Annotated in this window: 21 protein-coding genes and 1 tRNA gene; 11 read left to right on the top strand and 11 right to left on the bottom strand. The window is 55.1% G+C overall.

Features of this window, described 5'->3' with window-relative positions; all coding sequences use genetic code 11:
- Position 1 precedes the first annotated feature (1 nt).
- From murD to C7K08_RS02840, 4 genes are all read right to left on the bottom strand, one after another.
- Entirely contained in the window at positions 2-1369 is a 1368-nt protein-coding gene (gene murD, locus C7K08_RS02855) for a UDP-N-acetylmuramoyl-L-alanine--D-glutamate ligase (protein ID WP_106499142.1), read from the bottom strand.
- 17 nt (positions 1370-1386) lie between these two features.
- Positions 1387-1458: transfer RNA gene (locus C7K08_RS02850), tRNA-Val, on the bottom strand.
- 59 nt (positions 1459-1517) lie between these two features.
- Positions 1518-2303 (bottom strand): photosystem II electron transport protein, Sll1252 family, encoded by a 786-nt coding sequence (locus tag C7K08_RS02845; protein WP_106499141.1) that lies wholly within the window; start codon positions 2301-2303, stop codon positions 1518-1520.
- A complete protein-coding gene (locus C7K08_RS02840) occupies positions 2303-2818 on the bottom strand; it encodes a hypothetical protein (protein WP_106499140.1) in 516 nt (171 codons plus the stop codon). Before C7K08_RS02840 ends, C7K08_RS02845 begins: the two co-directional genes overlap by 1 nt.
- 60 nt (positions 2819-2878) lie before the next feature.
- Here C7K08_RS02840 and serA point away from each other — a divergent pair, with 60 nt between their 5' ends.
- The 4 genes from serA (at position 2879) to C7K08_RS02820 (ending at position 6255) form a co-directional block, all read left to right on the top strand.
- A complete protein-coding gene (gene serA, locus C7K08_RS02835) occupies positions 2879-4465 on the top strand; it encodes a phosphoglycerate dehydrogenase (protein WP_106499162.1) in 1587 nt (528 codons plus the stop codon).
- Between the two features lie 3 nt (positions 4466-4468).
- A complete protein-coding gene (gene prmA / locus C7K08_RS02830; RefSeq protein WP_106499139.1) occupies positions 4469-5371 on the top strand; it encodes a 50S ribosomal protein L11 methyltransferase in 903 nt (300 codons plus the stop codon).
- Positions 5372-5518: 147 nt separating this feature from the next.
- Complete coding sequence (locus C7K08_RS02825) at positions 5519-5818, top strand: ferredoxin (RefSeq protein WP_106499138.1); 300 nt, start codon at positions 5519-5521, stop codon at positions 5816-5818.
- A 149-nt stretch (positions 5819-5967) separates the two neighbouring features.
- The gene (locus C7K08_RS02820) at positions 5968-6255 is read left to right on the top strand and encodes a hypothetical protein (RefSeq protein ID WP_241536991.1); all 288 of its coding nucleotides are present in this window, start codon (positions 5968-5970) and stop codon (positions 6253-6255) included.
- Positions 6256-6273: 18 nt separating this feature from the next.
- On the opposite strand, the gene psbV is transcribed toward C7K08_RS02820, so the two are convergent.
- Positions 6274-6777 (bottom strand): photosystem II cytochrome c-550, encoded by a 504-nt coding sequence (gene psbV / locus C7K08_RS02815; protein WP_106499136.1) that lies wholly within the window; start codon positions 6775-6777, stop codon positions 6274-6276.
- Between the two features lie 81 nt (positions 6778-6858).
- On the bottom strand, positions 6859-7818 hold the full coding sequence (locus tag C7K08_RS02810) for a ribonuclease Z (protein ID WP_106499135.1): 960 nt from the start codon (positions 7816-7818) through the stop codon (positions 6859-6861).
- A gap of 61 nt (positions 7819-7879) precedes the next feature.
- Here C7K08_RS02810 and C7K08_RS02805 point away from each other — a divergent pair, with 61 nt between their 5' ends.
- Together C7K08_RS02805 and C7K08_RS02800 are read left to right on the top strand one after the other, a co-directional pair.
- On the top strand, positions 7880-9043 hold the full coding sequence (locus C7K08_RS02805; RefSeq protein ID WP_106499134.1) for a SpoIID/LytB domain-containing protein: 1164 nt from the start codon (positions 7880-7882) through the stop codon (positions 9041-9043).
- Positions 9040-9765 (top strand): glucosamine-6-phosphate deaminase, encoded by a 726-nt coding sequence (locus C7K08_RS02800; protein ID WP_106499161.1) that lies wholly within the window; start codon positions 9040-9042, stop codon positions 9763-9765. The genes C7K08_RS02805 and C7K08_RS02800 overlap by 4 nt, the downstream gene beginning before the upstream one ends.
- On the opposite strand, the gene truB is transcribed toward C7K08_RS02800, so the two are convergent.
- Positions 9762-10622 (bottom strand): tRNA pseudouridine(55) synthase TruB, encoded by an 861-nt coding sequence (gene truB / locus C7K08_RS02795; protein WP_241536990.1) that lies wholly within the window; start codon positions 10620-10622, stop codon positions 9762-9764. The two genes, C7K08_RS02800 and truB, sit on opposite strands and share 4 nt — an antisense overlap.
- Positions 10623-10795: 173 nt before the next feature.
- On the opposite strand from truB, the gene C7K08_RS02790 reads away from it, so the two are divergent.
- Together C7K08_RS02790 and C7K08_RS16770 are read left to right on the top strand one after the other, a co-directional pair.
- Complete coding sequence (locus tag C7K08_RS02790; RefSeq protein WP_241536989.1) at positions 10796-11485, top strand: class I SAM-dependent methyltransferase; 690 nt, start codon at positions 10796-10798, stop codon at positions 11483-11485.
- Positions 11485-11916, top strand: coding sequence for a DUF2127 domain-containing protein (locus C7K08_RS16770; protein ID WP_106499132.1), 432 nt, complete (start codon positions 11485-11487; stop codon positions 11914-11916). Before C7K08_RS02790 ends, C7K08_RS16770 begins: the two co-directional genes overlap by 1 nt.
- Here the strand turns inward: C7K08_RS16770 and rpmA are convergent.
- Both rpmA and rplU read right to left on the bottom strand, forming a co-directional pair.
- A complete protein-coding gene (gene rpmA, locus C7K08_RS02780) occupies positions 11897-12160 on the bottom strand; it encodes a 50S ribosomal protein L27 (protein ID WP_106499131.1) in 264 nt (87 codons plus the stop codon). The two genes, C7K08_RS16770 and rpmA, sit on opposite strands and share 20 nt — an antisense overlap.
- Before the next feature lie 99 nt (positions 12161-12259).
- Positions 12260-12601 carry a 50S ribosomal protein L21 gene (gene rplU / locus C7K08_RS02775; protein ID WP_106499130.1) on the bottom strand — a complete coding sequence of 114 codons (342 nt, stop codon included), beginning with the start codon at positions 12599-12601 and terminating at the stop codon, positions 12260-12262.
- A gap of 120 nt (positions 12602-12721) precedes the next feature.
- Here rplU and C7K08_RS02770 point away from each other — a divergent pair, with 120 nt between their 5' ends.
- Genes C7K08_RS02770 through kaiC form a run of 3 tightly spaced genes read left to right on the top strand, consistent with a single transcriptional unit; the run spans position 12722 to position 15471 of the window.
- Positions 12722-13579 (top strand): circadian clock protein KaiA, encoded by an 858-nt coding sequence (locus C7K08_RS02770; protein ID WP_106499129.1) that lies wholly within the window; start codon positions 12722-12724, stop codon positions 13577-13579.
- Positions 13576-13908, top strand: coding sequence for a circadian clock protein KaiB (gene kaiB / locus C7K08_RS02765; RefSeq protein ID WP_106499128.1), 333 nt, complete (start codon positions 13576-13578; stop codon positions 13906-13908). The genes C7K08_RS02770 and kaiB overlap by 4 nt, the downstream gene beginning before the upstream one ends.
- A 24-nt stretch (positions 13909-13932) precedes the next feature.
- Positions 13933-15471: a circadian clock protein KaiC gene (gene kaiC / locus C7K08_RS02760; protein ID WP_106499127.1), complete on the top strand. Its 1539-nt coding sequence runs from the start codon at positions 13933-13935 to the stop codon at positions 15469-15471.
- 7 nt (positions 15472-15478) lie between these two features.
- Here the strand turns inward: kaiC and C7K08_RS02755 are convergent, their stop codons facing one another.
- Both C7K08_RS02755 and purD read right to left on the bottom strand, forming a co-directional pair.
- Positions 15479-17425 carry a HAMP domain-containing sensor histidine kinase gene (locus tag C7K08_RS02755; protein WP_106499126.1) on the bottom strand — a complete coding sequence of 649 codons (1947 nt, stop codon included), beginning with the start codon at positions 17423-17425 and terminating at the stop codon, positions 15479-15481.
- Positions 17426-17465: 40 nt separating this feature from the next.
- A complete protein-coding gene (purD, locus tag C7K08_RS02750) occupies positions 17466-18788 on the bottom strand; it encodes a phosphoribosylamine--glycine ligase (RefSeq protein ID WP_241536987.1) in 1323 nt (440 codons plus the stop codon).
- Positions 18789-18792: the final 4 nt, after the last annotated feature.

Raw genomic sequence — 18792 nt, 5'->3', positions numbered from 1 at the left:
GCTACTTAAGGGCCTCCACCAGTGTGCGGAAGTGGTTGCCGCGCTGCTCAAAATTTTCGTATTGATCAAAGCTGGCGCAGGCGGGTGAAAGTAGAACGGCACGGGCCCCTAATTCCSTTGCCAATTCAGCTGCCAAAGGCAKGGCTTGATCTAATCCCTCCCGCCTGGCGATYCTGCCGCTGAAGCCACTGGCCCCCAGCAATTCATTGAAGGTTGGTGCGGCTTCACCAAACAAAACAACTGCTTTTACTTTTTGCTCTAGGGCCTTAAGCCACGGGGCGGGCTCCCCCCGTTTTGCTCKGCCCCCCGCCARCAGCACCAATGGGCCTTCAAGGGCTTGCAATGCCACCAGRGAAGCGTCGTAGTTGGTTGCCTTGCTGTCGTTGTAGAARCCGATTCCTTGATGGGTGCGAATTAATTCCAGCCTGTGGGCWACCCCKGGAAAACTGCGGCAGCCSGCTTCAATCTGCCCAGGGCTCAGCCCCACCTCAAGGGCGGCSGCGGTGGCTAATGCCAAATTCTGAAGGTTGTGGACGCCTGGCATGGCCAGGGCCGCAGTTGGGAATAGGGGCCCATTTTTGCTGTGCACAACCCCCCYTTGAATCCAGATATGGGCATCAATGGCCGCTGGTAGTTGCTCGAGCGGGCCGGCACTAACCCAAAGGGCCTTAGGCCAGTCGTTGGCATGGGCCAGCAGATCGGGGTCGTTTGCATTAAGGATTTGCACTTGGCTGCGGCGCAACAGGCTTGCCTTGATGGAGCGGTAGTTGTTGATGCTGCCGTGGCGATCGAGGTGATCTGGGGTGAGGGTTGTCCAGATGCCAATCCTKGGGGCAACGGTAGGGGCCGCTTCAATTTGAAAACTGCTCAACTCCACTACTGCCCATTGGGGGCCATGGGTTTTGGCTCGAGCAAGGGCCAGTTCAGTGGCGGAGCTGCCGATGTTGCCGCAGGCGGGTGCATCTACCCCTGCYTGTTGCAGCAGATGGGCCACCAGGCTGGTAACGGTGGTTTTGCCATTGGTGCCGGTGATAGCAATCCATGGCACCTCCGCCAGGCCATGCCAGGCCACCTCCATCTCCCCCACCACAGCTACCCCTTGATCGCGCAACTGCTGTAAAACCGRGTGGTTGAAGGCAATTCCGGGGCTGATCACCACCCGATCGGGTAAGGGATCAAAACTGGCAATCGCCAAAGGTTTTGCCAATTTCACCTCGATTCCCTCAGCTGCCAAAGCTGTGGCTTTGGCCTGCAATTCAGGGGTATTGCCACTKTCAAAAAGGCTCACCTGGGAGCCTTGGTAATGAAGTAAGCGGGCAGCGCCAGTGCCGGAACGGCCTAAACCCACCACCACCACACGCTCTTGCATCGAACTAGAAATTTGAATGGGCGATACTGGAATCGAACCAGTGACTCCTACCGTGTCAAGGTAGTGCTCTACCTCTGAGCTAATCGCCCTAGAAGAGCGAACCTAACATTTTGCTCTCTACAACTTGCCTTGGATGCAGMTTGTTYGTTTAAAGCGTGCGCACMAGTGAGAGGCGCCAGCGCTCCCTTTTTGTGAGCATTGCCCCTGCTAAGCGCAGCTCGCCGCGGCCCTCCAGTTGCACCCTCTCCTCAAGTTTTAATTCACGGCTTGGGTTTGTTATYACTTTCCAGTTGATCCGCACCTTGCCCTGGCGGATTAAATCGGCCATGCGATTGCGCGAAATGGCAAAGCCRGCTGATGCCACAGCGTCAAGTCTTAAGGAAGCCTCCACAGTGGTKAGTTGCTTTTCTTTTGGCAGTTGATTAGGCAAGCGTTCCCAGCTGGTTTCAGCCACAAGGCAGGCAATGGTGCGCACCTGCAGCGGTTTTCCTATCAAGCTGCTGGCCGCCTCCAAGCTCACCACCACCARGGCACCCCGATCGCCCCGAACTAGGGCATCACCCAAATCTTTTGCCTCTATTCCCTGCTCCAGCAATGCCTGGCGAAAATCGATCGCTTCAGCGGGGTCGAATAAAAAATTKCCGCTTATTTCCAGCAGCTTCAAAGGTGCTGCCGCTGCGCTTTCCTCAAGGTGAGCTTGACTGCGTTCAAGCAGCAAGCGTTGGCGTTCTGCTTGGGGGAAGCCACCRCTGCTGGATAGTTTTAATTCAACAAGTGGAGCTAGGCGAGCAAAACATTCCTCCCGYTCTGGCGCCCCCAAAAAACCACTCCATTGCGGTTGGAAGGTGCGCACACAAACATCAGCCAGCTGCAGCACTTGGCTGAGGGCCTCAGGGTGGCTGGCCCCTGCCAGCAGCTCACGGGTGGGCAGCATTAATCCTCCTTGAGCCGCACCACCAAGCGCGGTTTTGCCGCTTGGAWTAGGCCCCAGGGAATGTTTTGCCCAGGTGCTGCCTCCACCAGCAGCACCAATAAACCCTCGTCTAAACGATTGCGCACCGTGCGCACCTGATCGTCGCCATCGCTGGTAACACTGGCGGCAGCGGCAAAACTACCCATCCATCCCGACCCCAAACCGAGCAGGCCACCGATCAATGGCTGGCCGAGGGGGCCAGCAAAAGCAAAGGTGTCGAGGTTGGTGATGAAGGTGAACATCACGCCGGCGCCAAAGCCAAATGGCAGCAGCCAGCGAACCATGCTGCGTTGACGGGCCTGCCGCGCCAGGGCKGGATTTAGGGCGCCAAGGCTTTTGGGATCTAGGGCCCCTGCACCAACGGCCTGCAGCTTTAGGGGCATTTGCTGTTTATCCAACTGATGTTTATTCAGCTGTTGCTGCAATTCCTCTACCCGTTCGAGGCTTTCAAGCACCACCGCCACGCTAAGGGCCATCGCTTTTTTGCAGGATTAGGAGCGGTCTCTACACTGCACCCCCGCATGCCCCCGCGGATGATGACAAAAGTTTTGGTGTCGGATCCCATCGATCAGGTGGGGATAGATATTCTCTCGCAGGTAGCCCATGTGGATGTGCGCACGGGCCTGCCAGCAGCGGAGCTGAAGCAGATCATCGCCGATTACGACGGCCTGATGATTCGYTCTGGCACCCAGGTAACGGCGGAAATTATCGAGGCAGCACCACGGTTGCGGATCATYGGCCGCGCTGGCGTGGGGGTAGACAACGTTGATGTGGCTACCGCCACCAAGCACGGTGTGCTCGTGGTGAATTCACCAGAGGGCAACACGATTGCCGCCGCTGAGCATGCCCTGGCAATGATGTTGGCCCTTTCCCGCCATATCCCAGCYGCCCACAGCAGCACTGCCGCAGGTGGTTGGGACCGCAAAACCTATGTGGGCAATGAGCTCTATAAAAAACGCCTCGGTGTGGTGGGCTTAGGCAAGATCGGCTCCCACGTGGCAAGGGTTGCCCAAGCCATGGGCATGGAGGTMATCGCCTACGACCCTTTCATTTCCGATGAACGGGCCCAACAACTGCGGGTGCGGCTCAGCCCATTGGAGCCGCTTTTTAARGAGGCCGATTACATCACCCTGCACCTGCCCCGCACGGCCGAAACCGAAAATTTGGTTAACGCCGCCYTGCTGGCCAAGATGAAGCCCACGGCCCGGTTGGTTAACTGCGCCCGCGGTGGAATCATTGCCGAGGCGGATCTGGCCGAGGCTTTAAAAAATGGKGTGATMGCCGGTGCGGCCCTCGATGTGTATGCCCAAGAACCGTTGGAGGCTGATTCGCCCCTGCGCAGCGTTGGCGAACGTTTGATCCTCACTCCCCACCTGGGGGCATCAACGGAAGAAGCCCAGGTGAATGTGGCCGTTGATGTGGCTGAGCAGATTCGCGACGTGCTTTTGGGCCTACCGGCCCGCAGTGCTGTGAATATTCCTGGCCTCACGCCTGAGGTAATGGAAAAACTCAAACCCCATTTGCAGCTGGCTGAAACCCTTGGTTTATTGCTCAGCCAACTCTCGCGGGGTTCGGTGCAGGAATTAGAGGTGCGGCTACAAGGGGAATTTGCTGAACATCCCAGCCAACCCTTGGTGGTGGCAGCCCTAAAGGGYYTATTGAGCTCGGCCTTGGGCGATAAAATCAACTACGTGAATGCAGCCCTCGAGGCGAAAGGCCGCGGCATTCATGTGCTCGAGATTAAAGATGATGCCAGCCGTGATTTTGCCGGCGGCTCCCTGCAGCTTTCCTGCCGCAATTCCCAGGGCAGCCACACGGTTACCGGTGCGGTGTTTGMCGATGGGGAACTGCGTGTTACCAGCATCGATGAATTCCCCCTCAATGTGCCCCCCAGCCGGCACATGYTKTTTACCCGCCACCGGGACATGCCTGGCATCATTGGCCACCTCGGCTCCCTGCTCGGCGAGCACAACGTRAATATCGCCTCGATGCAGGTGGGTAGGCGCATCGTGCGGGGCGATGCGGTGATGGTGCTGAGCCTTGATGACCCAATCCCACCGAGTTTGCTCACCAGCATCTATGCCATCAATGGCATCCAGGAGGCCCATCCGGTCACCCTTTAAACAATGACTTCGTTGCCATCCCCCAGCTGGTGGAGGCTGGAGATTGAACCCTCTGGCGATTTKGAAGAGTCGTTGATTTGGCGGCTTGAAACCCTTGGCATCTCAAGGGTGGCGATTCAATTCAAGCCGGAGCAGCCAAGCCACCGCACCCTGGTGGCCTGGCTGCCGGCTGTGGATTGGCCCGATGGCGAGCGAATGCGGCTTGGGGAAGCCCTTGCRGCCATGGCAGAGCCATTTGCCGCGGTATTGCCCCCCTTGAGCTGGCAACAACAGGCGGAGGAGGATTGGAGCCATAGCTGGAAACGGCATTGGCAGCCCGACCCGGTGGGGGAACGGCTGTTGATCCTGCCGGCTTGGTTGGAATGCCCTGAGGAATTCAGCAACCGTCAGGTGCTGTTGTTGGATCCAGGCAGTGCTTTTGGCACGGGCAGTCACCCCACAACCCGTTTGTGCATGCAAAGCCTGGAGCGTTTGCCTCTAGCGGGGGGCTTGGTGGCCGACCTGGGCTGCGGCAGCGGCATTCTCGGTTTAGCTGCCCTGGCCTTGGGGGCGGGCTCTGTGGTGGCTACCGATATCGACAGCCTGGCGATATTGGCAACCAACACCAATGCCAACCTCAATGGCATGGGGGAGTTGCTCCAGGTGCGGCTGGGTTCAGCGCCTGAACTGAAGCAGTTGCTCGGCCAYGGCCGRGCCCAGGTGCTGGTTTGCAACATCCTYGCTCCGGTGTTGGCTGAGCTCGCCCCATGGTTTGAGCAATTAATTGCGCCAGAGGGGGTTGGCTTGCTCAGCGGCCTATTGGTGGAACAGGTGGAACCTTTGGCGCAGCAATTGAAAACCATGGGCTGGCAGTGCCATTTGGCTGCAGAACAATCCCGTTGGGCCCTGCTGGAAATCCGCCGATAGYAGTTTTTGATTGATAAATTTCACTTATACAAGTTGCGGAAAGCATTGGCCTTCCCAGCTAGTGGCCGCTAGGGGCGGCAGTTAGGTGTACAAAGGTCGAGCCCCTACAGGCCCGGTTCGCCGTGGACCTGAGAAACCTTCATTGCCATGGCGTCCTACAAGGTCACCCTCGTTAACGAAAGCGAGGGCCTGAACAAGACCATTGAAGTACCTGATGACCAGTACATCCTCGACGCAGCCGAGGAGCAGGGCATCGATCTTCCCTATTCGTGCCGCGCTGGAGCCTGCTCCACCTGCGCCGGCAAACTCACCGCTGGAACCGTTGATCAGAGCGATCAAAGCTTCCTAGACGACGACCAGATCGAAGCTGGCTTCGTGCTCACCTGCGTGGCCTACCCCACCAGCGACTGCACGATCAAAACCCATTCAGAAGAAGAGCTCTACTGAGCTGTTTATTGCTTCAAGCTCAGCCACCCCTGCGGGGGTGGCTTTTTTTTAGCCTTTTCACCCCTCATTTCGCCTAAGTGCCTGCACCGGTGCCCCCAAGCCACAACCGTTTATTGCCAAACGGCAGTGAGCAACCRAGTCCCGGTGGTATGTATACCTTTCGGGTGATCGGGCCCTGCTGCCGGTTGTTTGATCGYGAGGAGCTGCCRTGGCCCTGCTGCCGGTTGCAATGGCGCAGCAAGGAACCAAGTTGGCGGCGGGTGGGTAAAAGGTTTGTGCCCGACCTGGCGGCCCGGCGTTGCCCCACCTATGCGGTTGAGCTGCTKCAGCCAGGCCTGCGGGCCACCACAGCTGTGCTCACGCTTTTTGCCGAAAGGCTCAGCCCTGAATTGCAGGARTGGTGGTAYAGCCGCCGGGAAAACCCGGATCAGCARTAAATCAGCAAAACAACCTATTTAGAAATAGATCTTGCCGCCACCCCATTGCAAACCCTGCACTTTTGGTGCAACAAGGATGTAGCCAGCCATGCGGCGTAGGTCTTCATCGGTGAGGTTGCGCATTTGCACAAAAACATCGGCACTCCTAAGGCTGGGGTGCAGATCCGCAATAGACATCTCACCGTCGTARGAGGTGGGATCTTTCATGTAATCCACCAATGCCGCCACGGAATCCCTTGGAGGGGTGGCAAGGGCAAGGGTTTCTGGATCTARGCCAACGTTTTGGTTGGTTTTAGTGATACCGCCGGCGTGGCAGGTGCCGCAGCTGGTATTGAAAATTTTGCGGCCCGCTTTGATCTCAGATTCACTGAAGGTGATCTGAGTGCCATTGGGATCTGCCGGTACGGTGAGGGTTGCAGMGTCCCATTGCAGGGCCGCAGCAGTGCTGGGCAGCAATAACAGAACAACGGGAAGCAACAGCARCACGGCTAGGCGCCGCAAACCCTGAAAAACAGTCGACATGGAGGAAGCGGGCAACGTTACGGACTCCTGAGCTCTTGTATCACGCAAAACCACTCCAAAGGCGCTAATCAGCCYGGTGACTCACACACTGTTGCAGGCCCCAGGGCTTAATTCGAGCGTTAGGAAGTCTTTAGCAAGCAAGGTGTTYTGAAAAATTGCCCGTGCTTCCCGCAATAAATCCTCGGCATTTTCTTGGTTGCCTGGGGCATAGCGGGGGCTTAGGTGGGTTAGTGCCAACTGGTGAACCCCTGCTTCGGCAGCGGTTTGGGCCGCCATGGTGCTGGTGGAGTGTTGGCGTTGGTAGGCCATTTCCGCGTCGCGGTGGGAAAAGGTTGCCTCGTGGATTAGGAGATCTACCCCTTTGGCGAGTTGAACAGCCGCTTCGCTGAACACCGTGTCGGTGCAATAGGCCATGGAAACCCCCGCTTGCACGGGKCCGCAGAGGTCTGCCCCCCTGATTACACGRCCATCCGCCAAACTCACCGTTTCCCCAGCCTTAAGCCGGGCAAATAAAGGGCCTGGGGGCAAATTGAGGGCCCTGGCTTGGTTGATATTGAAACGACCWGGGCGTTCCTCTTCCTGGAGCCGATAACCAAAGGCTGGAATTCGATGGGTTAAKGGGGCGCAKCGCACCGTTAGGTCGCCGTCTTTGAGCAAAGGGGCGCCGCTGCTGGCGGCTGCCTCAACTTTGTGAAATCGCAACGGATAGCCAATGCGGGTGGATGAATGCTGCAGGGAACCGAGCACAAATGCTTCCAAAGGGGCCGGGCCGTAGAGGTCTACCCCTGGGCAATTACCTGCCATGCCAAGGCTTGCCAGTAAACCCGGCAACCCAAATACGTGGTCGCCATGCATGTGGGTGATAAAAATTCGCCGCAGCTGCGATACCCGTAAATCACTGCGCATGAATTGATGCTGGGTGCCCTCGCCGCAGTCGAGCAGCCACAGGTCGGAGCGCTGGGGCAAGCGCACAGCCACCSCAGAAACATTGCGGCTGCGGCTTGGCACTCCGGAACTAGTGCCCAGAAAAGTGATCTGCAATGGCGTTATCGACCGGCGCCGGCTTTGATGGTGCCACGGCAAAGCAACTCTGCCCAGCTAGATGGCTTGGAATTCCCCCCTTTTGATGGCGCTGCTGCTTCCCTTCGCCTTGGTGARGGAACCAGAGGTGCGGGTGCTGGTGGAGGAAGCTGCTGCCCTGCGGGTATCCCCAGCGGAGGGCAGGCTGGTGCTGCAGGCAGGCAATGGTCGCTCCCTTGGMGCYGTGGCGGGGGGACTRACCCTGCGGGTGGAAGGCAACGAAATTGCAGGTTTGCCAGCCGGGCCGATCTCGGAGCTATGGATTAGCCCTGAACCACCAAACGACAGCCTTTGGTTGCAACAAAGGCGCTACCGGGGTCGACTTCTGGTGCGGCTTGAGAAGGGCCGCCTGCAGGCGATCAATCGCCTTGGCATCGAAAGTTATTTACCCAGTGTTGTGGGGGCGGAAATGCCGCCCCAGTGGCCCCTGGAGGCCCTCAGGGTGCAGTCGGTGGCGGCCCGCAGCTATGCCCTTCGCCAGCTGCGCCCCGAGGCCCCTTACGACCTCAAGGCAACGGTTAGCAGCCAGGTTTATCGGGGTTTGGAAACCGAAACMGATAGCACCAGGCAAGCGGTAAACAGCACCCGCAGCCTTGTGCTCACCTATGCCAATCGCGTGATCGATGCKGTGTTCCACAGCAGCAGTGGGGGCTACACCGAAAACAGCGGCGAGGTGTGGCCCCGTCAGTTGCCCTACCTAAAAAGTGTGGCCGACTACGACCAGGGCAGCCCCGTATTTCGCTGGACAAAACCCCTGGATGAGCTCAGCTTGCTCAATTCATTTCGGGAAATTGGAGGCGTTAACAGCATCCAGCCGCTGCAAACCACCAGCACCGGCAGGCTTACAAAGGTTTTAGTGCGRGGGCCAGAGGGGGAACTGCGCTTGGGTGCAGGGGAATTGCGGGCTCGACTCGGCTTGCGCAGCACCTTTGTGAAATTTGAACAAGCGCCACCGGCACCGGCTCCCCTTGAGGCCCTTGGCGATTGGCTCGGCTTGCCGCCAGCKCCGCGGCTATTGGCKATCGGCCGCGGCTACGGCCATGGGGTGSGCATGAGCCAATGGGGGGCCTATGGCATGGCCCAACAGGGGCAAGAATTTAGCCACATCTTGCGCCACTACTACAGCGGYACAAGGCTTGAGCCCTACAGCGYCGCCGATTGGCCAAACTCGCCGCCAGCTCCATGAAGCTCGAGGTATTCGATAGTTCTGAGGCGGTGGCTGAAAGGGCCGCCGGCATTTTGGCTGAGGTTTTGCTCGACCCCAAACGAGCACCCATGGGTTTAGCCACCGGGCGCACCATGGTTGCTGTTTATCAATGGCTTGTGCCCCTATTGCAGCAGGCAGGCGCCAATGCCCTGGGCCATTGGCGCAGTTTCAACCTTGATGAATACGTGGGTTTGGGGCCCGATGATCCCCGCTCTTTTGCTGCCTATATGGCCCGATATTTGGGGGAGCCATTAGCGATTCCAGCTGCGCGCATGCAGTTGCCCAATGGCTTGGCCCCAAACCCCCATCTCGAGGCCCTGCGCTATCGCCAGCAGGTGCAAACCMATGGCCTTGGCCTGCAATTGCTTGGTCTTGGTGAAAACGGCCATGTGGGTTTYAACGAACCCCCCTGTGATGCTTTTGCACCCTGTAGGTGTGTGGAGCTGAGCGATGCCACCCGCCAGCAAAATGCCGCTGCCTTTGGAGGGGAGGCAAAGGCTGTGCCAGAGCGGGCAATTACTTTGGGCTTRGCCGATATTTTGGCGGCAGAAGAAGTTCTACTGGTGGTAACTGGTGCAAACAAAAGTTCTGTGCTGCGCCGGGTGTTGCAGGAACCACCCCAACAATTAGTGCCCGCCAGTTGGTTGCAAGGCCACCCAAATTGTTTGGTRTTAGCGGATCGCYCGGCTGTTTGTGTTTAACCGGCGGCATCAAATACCACCCGTGGTTGGAGTTCCCCTGAGCTGGTGGGGTGGGCAAGCCCCGCCAAGCTGCCATCGGGCCGCAGGATTATTACCACCTCAGTGCCGTTCAAATCAGCAGCGCCAGTGGGTTGCAACCTTTGGCCGCGGCACCAACCCTGCCACTCCTGATGGCTTAATTGGCGGCGAGGCTTTTGGCCCAGGGCGATGAGGGGATCCACAAGGGGCGTTTGGGGGGTTAATTGGTTTAAGGGGATCGCCTGGTGAAGTTCAAAGCCAAGGGCGCCGGTTCTACGCAATTCAGCCAGGGCAGCGCCACAGCCAAGCATTGCGCCAATGTCCCGCGCTAGGGAACGCACGTAGGTGCCRGCGGAGCAGCGAATCTCAATGGCAAAGCGGCCCTCTGCAGCTTGCCAATCTATTAAWTGCAAATGATGGATRCACACCATGCGGGGAGCAATTTCCAGCTGCTCTCCGCGGCGGGCCCTTTTGTAAGCCCTTTCGCCATCCACATGWACAGCACTGATATTTGGCGGTCGCTGGGGTTGTTCGCCGCAAAATTTCAGCAACACATCCTCCAGGGCAGCCCGCTCAAGTTTTGGCCAGGGGGTTTGCTGGATTAATTCACCGCTGAGGTCGTCGCTATTGGTGCTAACTCCCAATTGGATCCAACCCACATAGGCCTTAGTGCCATCTAGGTAGGGCAGCAAGCGGGTGGCAGGACCCACCGCCAGGGGCAAAACACCMGTAACGGCAGGATCAAGGGTGCCGCCATGGCCCACGCGGCGAATGGCGAGCATGCGACGGGCAATGGCAACGCAGTCGTGGGAGGTGCAGCCGGCGGGTTTGTCGATCACCAGAAATCCGCAGGAACTGGCTGGGGTTKGGCGCAAGCGGATTARATATGTTTTGCCATGGTTGCATCCCTCTAAGTTGGGGGATTGCGGTTTGCGGCCTGGTRGTTGATCACCCRAGCATTGGCGATTTCTTAAGGGATGGCTTTGCCTTAAAAAGCCAGCTTGCAGAGTTTTTGCAGATTGGGCAAAGCAGCTTGGAGGCAAGGCTGCCCTGCAGCACAGAGGCCCTTGCGGCACTCCATCCAGGGGCCTTTGCCTGCAAGGCGGAGGCTTTAGTTAAGGAGGTGGAAAGTTTTTACGAAACTGAGGTGGGGGACGGCCATCTTTATGAATTAGCCGCCTGGCATCTCAATAGCGCTGCATATATTGCCGATACCCTCCGTTTGCAGGCATTGATTGCAAAGGGKCAACATCTTGATTTTGGTGGTGGTATCGGTAGCCATGCCCTGGCTGCGGCCCAGTTGCCCCAGGTGGAACAGGTGTGGATGGTGGATCTCAATGGCTGGAATCGTGATTTTGTAAGCMAACGGGCGCAAAGCCTTGGCTTGGCCCATAAATTGCGCTGTGTGCGGGATTTAACGGCGCCGGAATTACCAGAGCAATTTGATAGTTTAGTTTGTTTGGATGTATTAGAGCATCTGCCTGATCCGGCGCTGCAATTAGAACTATTTGCTAAAAGATTAAAAGCAAAAACTGGTGCTGCATTAATGAATTGGTACTTCTTTAAGGGGTTTAATGGCGAATACCCGTTCCATTTTGATGGGCCTGAACTGGTTGAGAAATTTTTTCAAACATTGCAAGATTTATATTTGGAACAGTTCCATCCCTATCTGATTACTGCCCGCATTTACGGCCTGCGCTAATGTTGCTCAACCTAATTATTCTCAAAAAAATCCTTCTAGCAATTTTACTGTTTTTTGTATCCTTATCCGCCATGGTGGGGAGYTTCCGTTATGACGAATTACCCCTGTTRGTTCAACAAYTATCAGGCTCAAATCAACGGATAYTACTAGGGATGGCGCAAAAAGGRATGGCTGCWGGACCTGAAAAATTAGAGCAGATAGCYATCTTTTCWGGGATCTACGCCTGTTTAATCAGCTTGGCTGCCATAGGAACCTTRCGTAAAAAAGCTTGGGGTGAAAAGCTGCTRCTAACAATTYTAGTTATTAGTGTGCCCTTTGAATTGATGGAAGTTAGTAAAAATCCATCAATTTTAAGTGTAGTTGTTATGTTGYTAACCCTCTTGGGCTGTTTGGTTGTGGGCCAACAGGTYTTTAAAAGGGAGCAACGGTGATGCGCTTGCGTTCCCGGGTGGAACGGCGGATTGTTTCAAATTTCACCACACCATCAATTAAGGCAAAAAGGGTGTCGTCTGACCCTTGGCCCACATTTAAGCCGGGCAACACGGAGGTGCCCCGTTGGCGGATCAAGATTGAGCCTGCGGTTACTTTTTCGCCGCCGTATCGCTTAACACCAAGTCTTTTTGAATTGGAATCGCGACCGTTGCGGGTTGAACCGGTACCTTTTTTGTGGGCCATGGGGAGTTGCTGGTTGGGGGGTGCGGAAAGTATTTRRARCAGATTCTAGAACGGATTAAAACAGCGGCTAGCAATCCTRTTTGCCAACCYRRTACCAAATCAGGCGATGCTTTTGCCGCCCACCGTGATCGATTCAACCATYACCCKGGTGAGTTCTTGGCGGTGACCGTTCTTGCGGCGTGTTTTTTTCTTCTTTTGCATCTTGTACACAATTATTTTGGGGCCGCGGCGGTGGGTCATCACCTTCAAGCTCACCTCAGCGTTCGCCACATAGGGTTTGCCCAAGGTGGTGGCTTTGCCATCGTTAACCAGCAACACCTCTTTTAAAGTGATTACTGCATCCACATCAGCCGCTAGGCGATCGATGTCGTAGTAACGATTGGGCTGGAGCCAAAATTGTTGGCCTGAGGCCTCAACAATGGCGTATGGGCTGTTGGTCATGGCTGAACTCCAGCATTGCTCAGGCAGACCAAGCGRTCATTTTGGGCCTGGGGCAACGCCAATTGGAAAACAAACAAAGATCTTCCCAGATCGCTTTTGCTTTCGTCAAGACTGGGGGGCATGGAGGTTCCTGAACTGGTGATTGGTGCTTTGTTGCAGAACGAGCTGCTGCTCGATTCCTGTCGCCTGGGCCTAGGGGAGGGTCGCTATGGCATCAGGCCCATATCCACAGACCCAGGCAAGTTGCTGGCGGAGCTGCAGAGCTGCTGGGATGGCTTGGATGGGGTGTTGATTGAACAGGGCGTGCTCGATGGCAGCAGCCTTGATTTATTGCGGGCCCAGGGGCTGATGTTGCCCGCGGTGGTTATTGGTGCCGTAAACGGCCAAACCACTTACCACGAAGCTGAATTGCATCTGCCAGCCGATCAATTGGCCCAGCTGCCCTACAGCTTGGATGCGGCCGTTTGCAATTTCCTGGAAAAACGGCTTTTAAAAACGGCCCAGCAGGATCACCACGCCCAGGGGGCTTGGCGTTTATCGCAGCGGTTGGAGGAGCGGCTTGGTTTCCTTGGGGTGTATTACAAGCGCGACCCCCAGCTGTTTTTRCGCAACCTCAGCGATGCTGAGCAAAGCGAATTGATCCAATCGTTAAAACGCAGCTATCGCGACCTGTTGCTGAGTTATTTCAGAGATCCGGCCGCTGCTAACCAAGCRATTGAAAGCTTCGTAAACACAGCATTCTTTAGTGATTTGYCGATTACAAAGGCTGTTGAAATACATATGAATCTGATCGATGGCTGGTCTAAGCAGCTACGTGTAGAGGGACATCAGAGYGAGTTCCTTCAGGACTACCGCCTTGCTTTGCTCGACGTGATGGCTCACCTTTGTGAGATGTATCGCCGTTCYATTCCCCCCGAGCCTTTGGGCAGCTTTGCTCGTTCAAAGGCAGCGGACCGACTTCAGGAGGAGTCTTCATGAGCCCCCGTAAGACCTACATCCTCAAGCTTTATGTGGCTGGAAACACGCCAAACTCAATGCGGGCCCTCAAAACCCTGCGCAACATCCTTGAAACCGAGTTCCGTGGGGTTTATGCCCTCAAGGTGATCGATGTGCTCAAGCAACCCCAATTGGCGGAGGAGGACAAGATTCTCGCCACCCCAACGCTTGCAAAAATCCTTCCCCCTCCAGTGCGMCGCATTATCGGCGACCTCTCAGATCGAGAACGGGTGCTAATTGGCCTCGACCTTCTCTATGAAGAGCTCTCCGATGATGCGGATGGATATTCCTTTGATGAAGTTTCTGAATAACCTCAAGCAATGAGCAGTTCACCCATGTTCCAAAGTTCAGCCGAAACCCATCTCAGCCAGGTGCAAAAGCTGGCCACGGGGATTGAAGGTTTTGATGATGTGTGCCACGGCGGCCTACCCATAGGCCGCTCCACCTTGATCAGCGGCACATCTGGCACCGGTAAAACAGTATTTTCATTGCACTTTTTATATAACGGAATCAAGCATTTTGATGAACCGGGAATCTTCGTAACCTTTGAAGAATCACCGCTCGATATTTTGCGAAATGCSGCCAGTTTTGGTTGGGATTTGCAGTCTATGGTTGATAATGATAAATTATTTATTTTAGATGCTTCTCCGGATCCAGAGGGTCAGGATGTGGCTGGCAGCTTCGACCTTTCAGGGTTGATTGAGCGTATTAACTATGCGATTAGAAAATATAAAGCCAAGCGTGTTTCGATTGATTCCATCACTGCCGTATTTCAGCAATATGATGCGGTTTCTGTTGTGCGGCGCGAGATTTTTCGCCTGATCGCCAGGCTAAAAGAAATTGGTGTAACAACTGTTATGACCACTGAAAGAATAGATGAATACGGCCCAATCGCCCGCTATGGAGTTGAGGAGTTCGTGTCGGATAATGTTGTTATTTTGCGCAATGTACTAGAGGGAGAGCGGCGTAGGCGCACCTGCGAAATTCTCAAACTGCGGGGCACAACGCACATGAAAGGCGAATTCCCTTTCACCATGGGTGTGCATGGCATCAGTATCTTCCCGCTCGGAGCAATGCGGCTTACCCAGCGTTCTTCAAATGTGAGAATTAGTTCCGGGGTGCCAAAATTAGATGAAATGTGTGGTGGTGGTTTCTTCAAGGATTCAATAATCCTGGCCACAGGTGCCACAGGAACAGGAAAAACATTGCTGGTGAGTAAATTTCTAGAAAATGCCTGCGTTAATAAAGAGCGAGCAATTTTGTTTGCCTATGAGGAGTCGCGGGCCCAGCTGCTGCGCAATGCAACCAGTTGGGGGATCGATTTTGAGCAGATGGAATCAGACGGCATGCTCAAAATCATCTGCGCCTACCCAGAATCCACTGGTTTGGAAGATCATTTGCAAATCATAAAAACTGAAATTAGTCAATTCAAGCCATCTCGAATGGCGATTGATTCCCTCTCTGCCTTGGCCCGTGGCATTAGCCACAATGCATTCCGTCAGTTTGTAATCGGGGTTACCGGTTATGCAAAACAGGAGGAGATTGCRGGCTTCTTCACAAATACATCYGAAGAATTTATGGGGAGTCATTCGATTACAGATTCCCATATTTCTACAATCACAGACACCATACTTCTCCTCCAATATGTGGAAATTCGCGGTGAGATGTCTCGGGCGTTAAACGTGTTTAAAATGCGTGGTTCCTGGCACGACAAGGCAATACGTGAATTCGTRATCACAGGAAATGGCCCTGAGATTAAAGATTCCTTTGCCAATTTTGAAAGAATAATTAGTGGTGTTCCCCATCGAATTACAACGGATGAGCGCAGCGAATTGGCCCGCATTGCCCGTGGGGTTGACAATGAAAGCCTTTGATTAWTACTTAATTATTGCTTGTTTTTGATAGCATTACYTCGTCRCCGTCCGATTGCTCAAGGGGYAGCTCRAACCAGAATGTTGTGCCTGTGCCCAATTCACTAACTATTCTTGCTTGRGTGCCGTGTTTATCGAGAATTCCCCGCACAATTGATAGGCCGAGGCCGGTGCCAGCTTCGGTGTGCACAGCGTTTTCAACCCGGAAGAAGCGTTCAAATACCTGGCGGCAATCATCTTCGCCGATGCCGCTACCACTGTCTGCAATTTCTACCCTGATGCGAGGTAGGGGAGAGCTGTTGTCKGATTGCTGCACCGGGCAGGTATCGGGCCATGGGTAAGCCCTTAGTTGCACCATTCCGCCCGGGGGKGTGAATTTAAGCGCGTTGCCAACCARATTATCAAAAACCTGCAGCATCATGTCGTAATTTCCCCTCACCCTTGGCAGGTCAGCGGATAGATCAAGTTCCAAGCTCACACCTTTATCTTGGGCATTGAGGCGATAGCTGCGCAGGGTTTGTTCAATCGCTGTATCTAATTCCATTGGTTCAAAAGACCAAACCCGATCGGATTCAAGCCTTGAGAGATCAAGCACATCRTTTACCAGCCTTGTTAGGCGATCGGTTTCCGCATTTGCAGTGAATAGAAACTCCTGGCGTTGATCATCATTTAGTTGATCCCACATATCGTGGAGGGTTTCAACGTAGCTTTTTATATTAAATAGGGGTGTGCGTAATTCATGGGATACGTTGCTTATAAAGCGACTTTGGGCTGCATTTAATTCCACCTCCCTTGTGAGGTCTTGCACGGTAACTGCGATGCCTTTTAATGATTCGCCGCTGCCATCGCGYACCGCCTGGAGTACGAGCCGCAGGGTGCGCGCCGGTTCACCCATGGCGCAACGCAATTCAGCGTTRTCTCTTTTACCGCTAAGCATCTGCTCAAGCGGTTCTTGTAATTCCATCGCCAGGCTATCTGGAAGTAATTTTAATAAATCAACGTTTTCTAGATTTCTRCCCTCCCAGCGAAATAAACGGCGGGCTGTGGGATTTGAGAGCACCACATTTCCCTCCTTATCAAGTAGCAATGCCCCATCGGCCATCGTTGCAATTAGGGATTGTTGTTTTACCTGGGCCGCTGTTAACTCTTCAATATTGGCGGCGTCGTAGGCCTGCAGCCGGGTGGCCATGTTGTTGAAGCCATTCAATAGCTCCCCCAGCTCTCCACCCATTGGTAAGGCGATGCGGGTGCCGAAATCACCCTCTGCCACAGCCCTAACCCCTTTTAAAAGCTCCTTAACAGGCCGGGTAATCGTGAGGGCATTAAATACTGCGCCAAGAATCACCAACACCCAAATAGAAACAAAAACCGCCACCGTTACATCCCTTGTGAGGGCAGCGCTGGCAAGCACCGCTTCATTTGGGTTTACGCCAAGGGCCATTACCCCCAAGTAGCGGTCGCCAGCCAGCATCGGCACAAACACATCGGTTACCAAACCATCTGGGGTTAGGTGTTGGCGAATYARGGGGTTCTGGGGCCTTTGCTGTAGATCAGCGGGTAACTCAAGCCTGCGGCTTAGCAATAAATCATTGCCACCATCAACTTTGCTAACKGGAATTCCCAGATAGATAACCCCTTCAGGATCGGCATAAAAGATGTATCTGAGGCTGCGGCTTGTGCGCCAAAACTCCTCAGTTACCCGTGCTAATTCCCTGTCGTGMCCCTCCGCTGCCAAYGGCACCACATTGCTGGCTAGCAGCAAGCCAAGGTCTCTGGCATAGCGCGTGTCGCCCATGCGGGCTTCCTTTTGGATGCCATTGAGGGRGAAAAAGGTAAGACCTGTCATCAAGAGGCTCACCACTAAGGTGGCCACCGCCAATAATTTGGTTTGCAGGCTGAATTCTTGCCACCATCTGGCGATTGCTTCCAGCAAACTTGGGCGGGCGGTGCTGGTCAGGGGACTAAGTATTGAAGGGCTTAAGCCTAGTTAGTTGTGGCTATCGGTAGTTCTGCCTCACCTGATGGCCGATGTCGGCCCGCACCTGCATGCCARAAAACTGCACTTGGCTTAGYCGTTCATAGGCAGCTTTAAAAGCAGCATCGAAATCAGCAGCCTGGGCCACGGCCGCCAGCACCCGGCCGCCACTCGTTAGCAATGGGCCAGAGCTGCTGGCYTGCACTCCGGCATAGAACAGTTGGCTGTTTTGGTTGCCAGGGTTAGGGCCCTCTTGCTGGGAATCAATGATGGGATCACCCAAGCGTGGTTCCTCTGGATAATTTGCRGCGGCAGCCACCACACAGGCGCTGCARAGGGATTTAACGGTTAATTCTGGGGCGCTTTCAAGCCGGCCTTCGGCGCAGGCCARCAGAACCCCAGCTAGATCGCCTTCAAKCAAAGGCATCAGCGTTTGGCATTCAGGATCACCAAAGCGGCAATTGAATTCGATCACTTTGATGCCWGTGGCCGTGAGCATCAGGCCCGCATAGAGCACCCCCCGATAGCTGATGCCGCGCTGGCGCAARGCAGCTAAAACCGGCTCCAGCACCAGTTCACGCACTTGCTCTAGGCCAGCTGCATCCAATAAAGGGGCAGGGGCATAGGCACCCATGCCGCCGGTGTTTGCTCCAATGTCTCCTTCACCAATACGTTTGTGGTCTTGGGCTGGGGGCAAAAGCAACAGCTGCTTGCCATCGGTGAGGGCAAATACCGACACCTCTGGACCGCTCAAACTTTCCTCTAAAACCACCCGATCGCCGGCGGCACCAAAACGGCCTGAGAAGCAAGCTTCAATTGCTGCAATCGTTTCGGCCACACTATTTGCAACGGTTACACCTTTACCTGCTGCCAGTCCATCGGCTTTCACCACAAGGGGGCGGTTGAGTTGCCTTGTGATTTGGCAGCCTTCCTCGGCGCTATTCACCACCCAGAAATCGGCAGTGGGAATACCCGCCTCCTTCATTAGTTGTTTGGCCCATTGTTTGCTTGCCTCTAATTGAGCACCGTCTGCCCCTGGGCCAAACACGGCTAACCCGGCTGCTCGCAACTCATCGGCAAGGCCAGCGGCCAATGGCCCCTCTGGGCCGATCAACACCAATTCGATTTGATGAGTGGCGCAGGCAGCGATAAGGCCACTTGCATTTGTTGCGGCGATCTGAAGCGTTTCACACCCAGAAATCCAGTTGCTGGCGCCATTGCCAGGGGCAAGCCACACCTGSGGATTCCCTTTCGAGCGGCTTAAWGCCCAAGCCAGGGCGTTTTCCCTACCGCCGGAGCCCACCACCAAAATTCGCGCCACAGCCATACTTGCCCGGAGCTCCATCTAG

Source organism: Synechococcus lacustris str. Tous, assembly GCF_003011125.1.
Lineage (GTDB): Bacteria > Cyanobacteriota > Cyanobacteriia > PCC-6307 > Cyanobiaceae > Synechococcus_D > Synechococcus_D lacustris.
This window is presented reverse-complemented; position numbering and strand designations above follow the sequence as displayed.

Bases quoted from the DNA above. Each gene is read 5' to 3' on its own strand.
- C7K08_RS02825 (WP_106499138.1), top strand. From the start codon at position 5,519: ATGGCGTCCTACAAGGTCACCCTCGTTAACGAAAGCGAGGGCCTGAAC.
- rpmA (WP_106499131.1), bottom strand. From the start codon at position 12,160: ATGGCCCACAAAAAAGGTACCGGTTCAACCCGCAACGGTCGCGATTCC.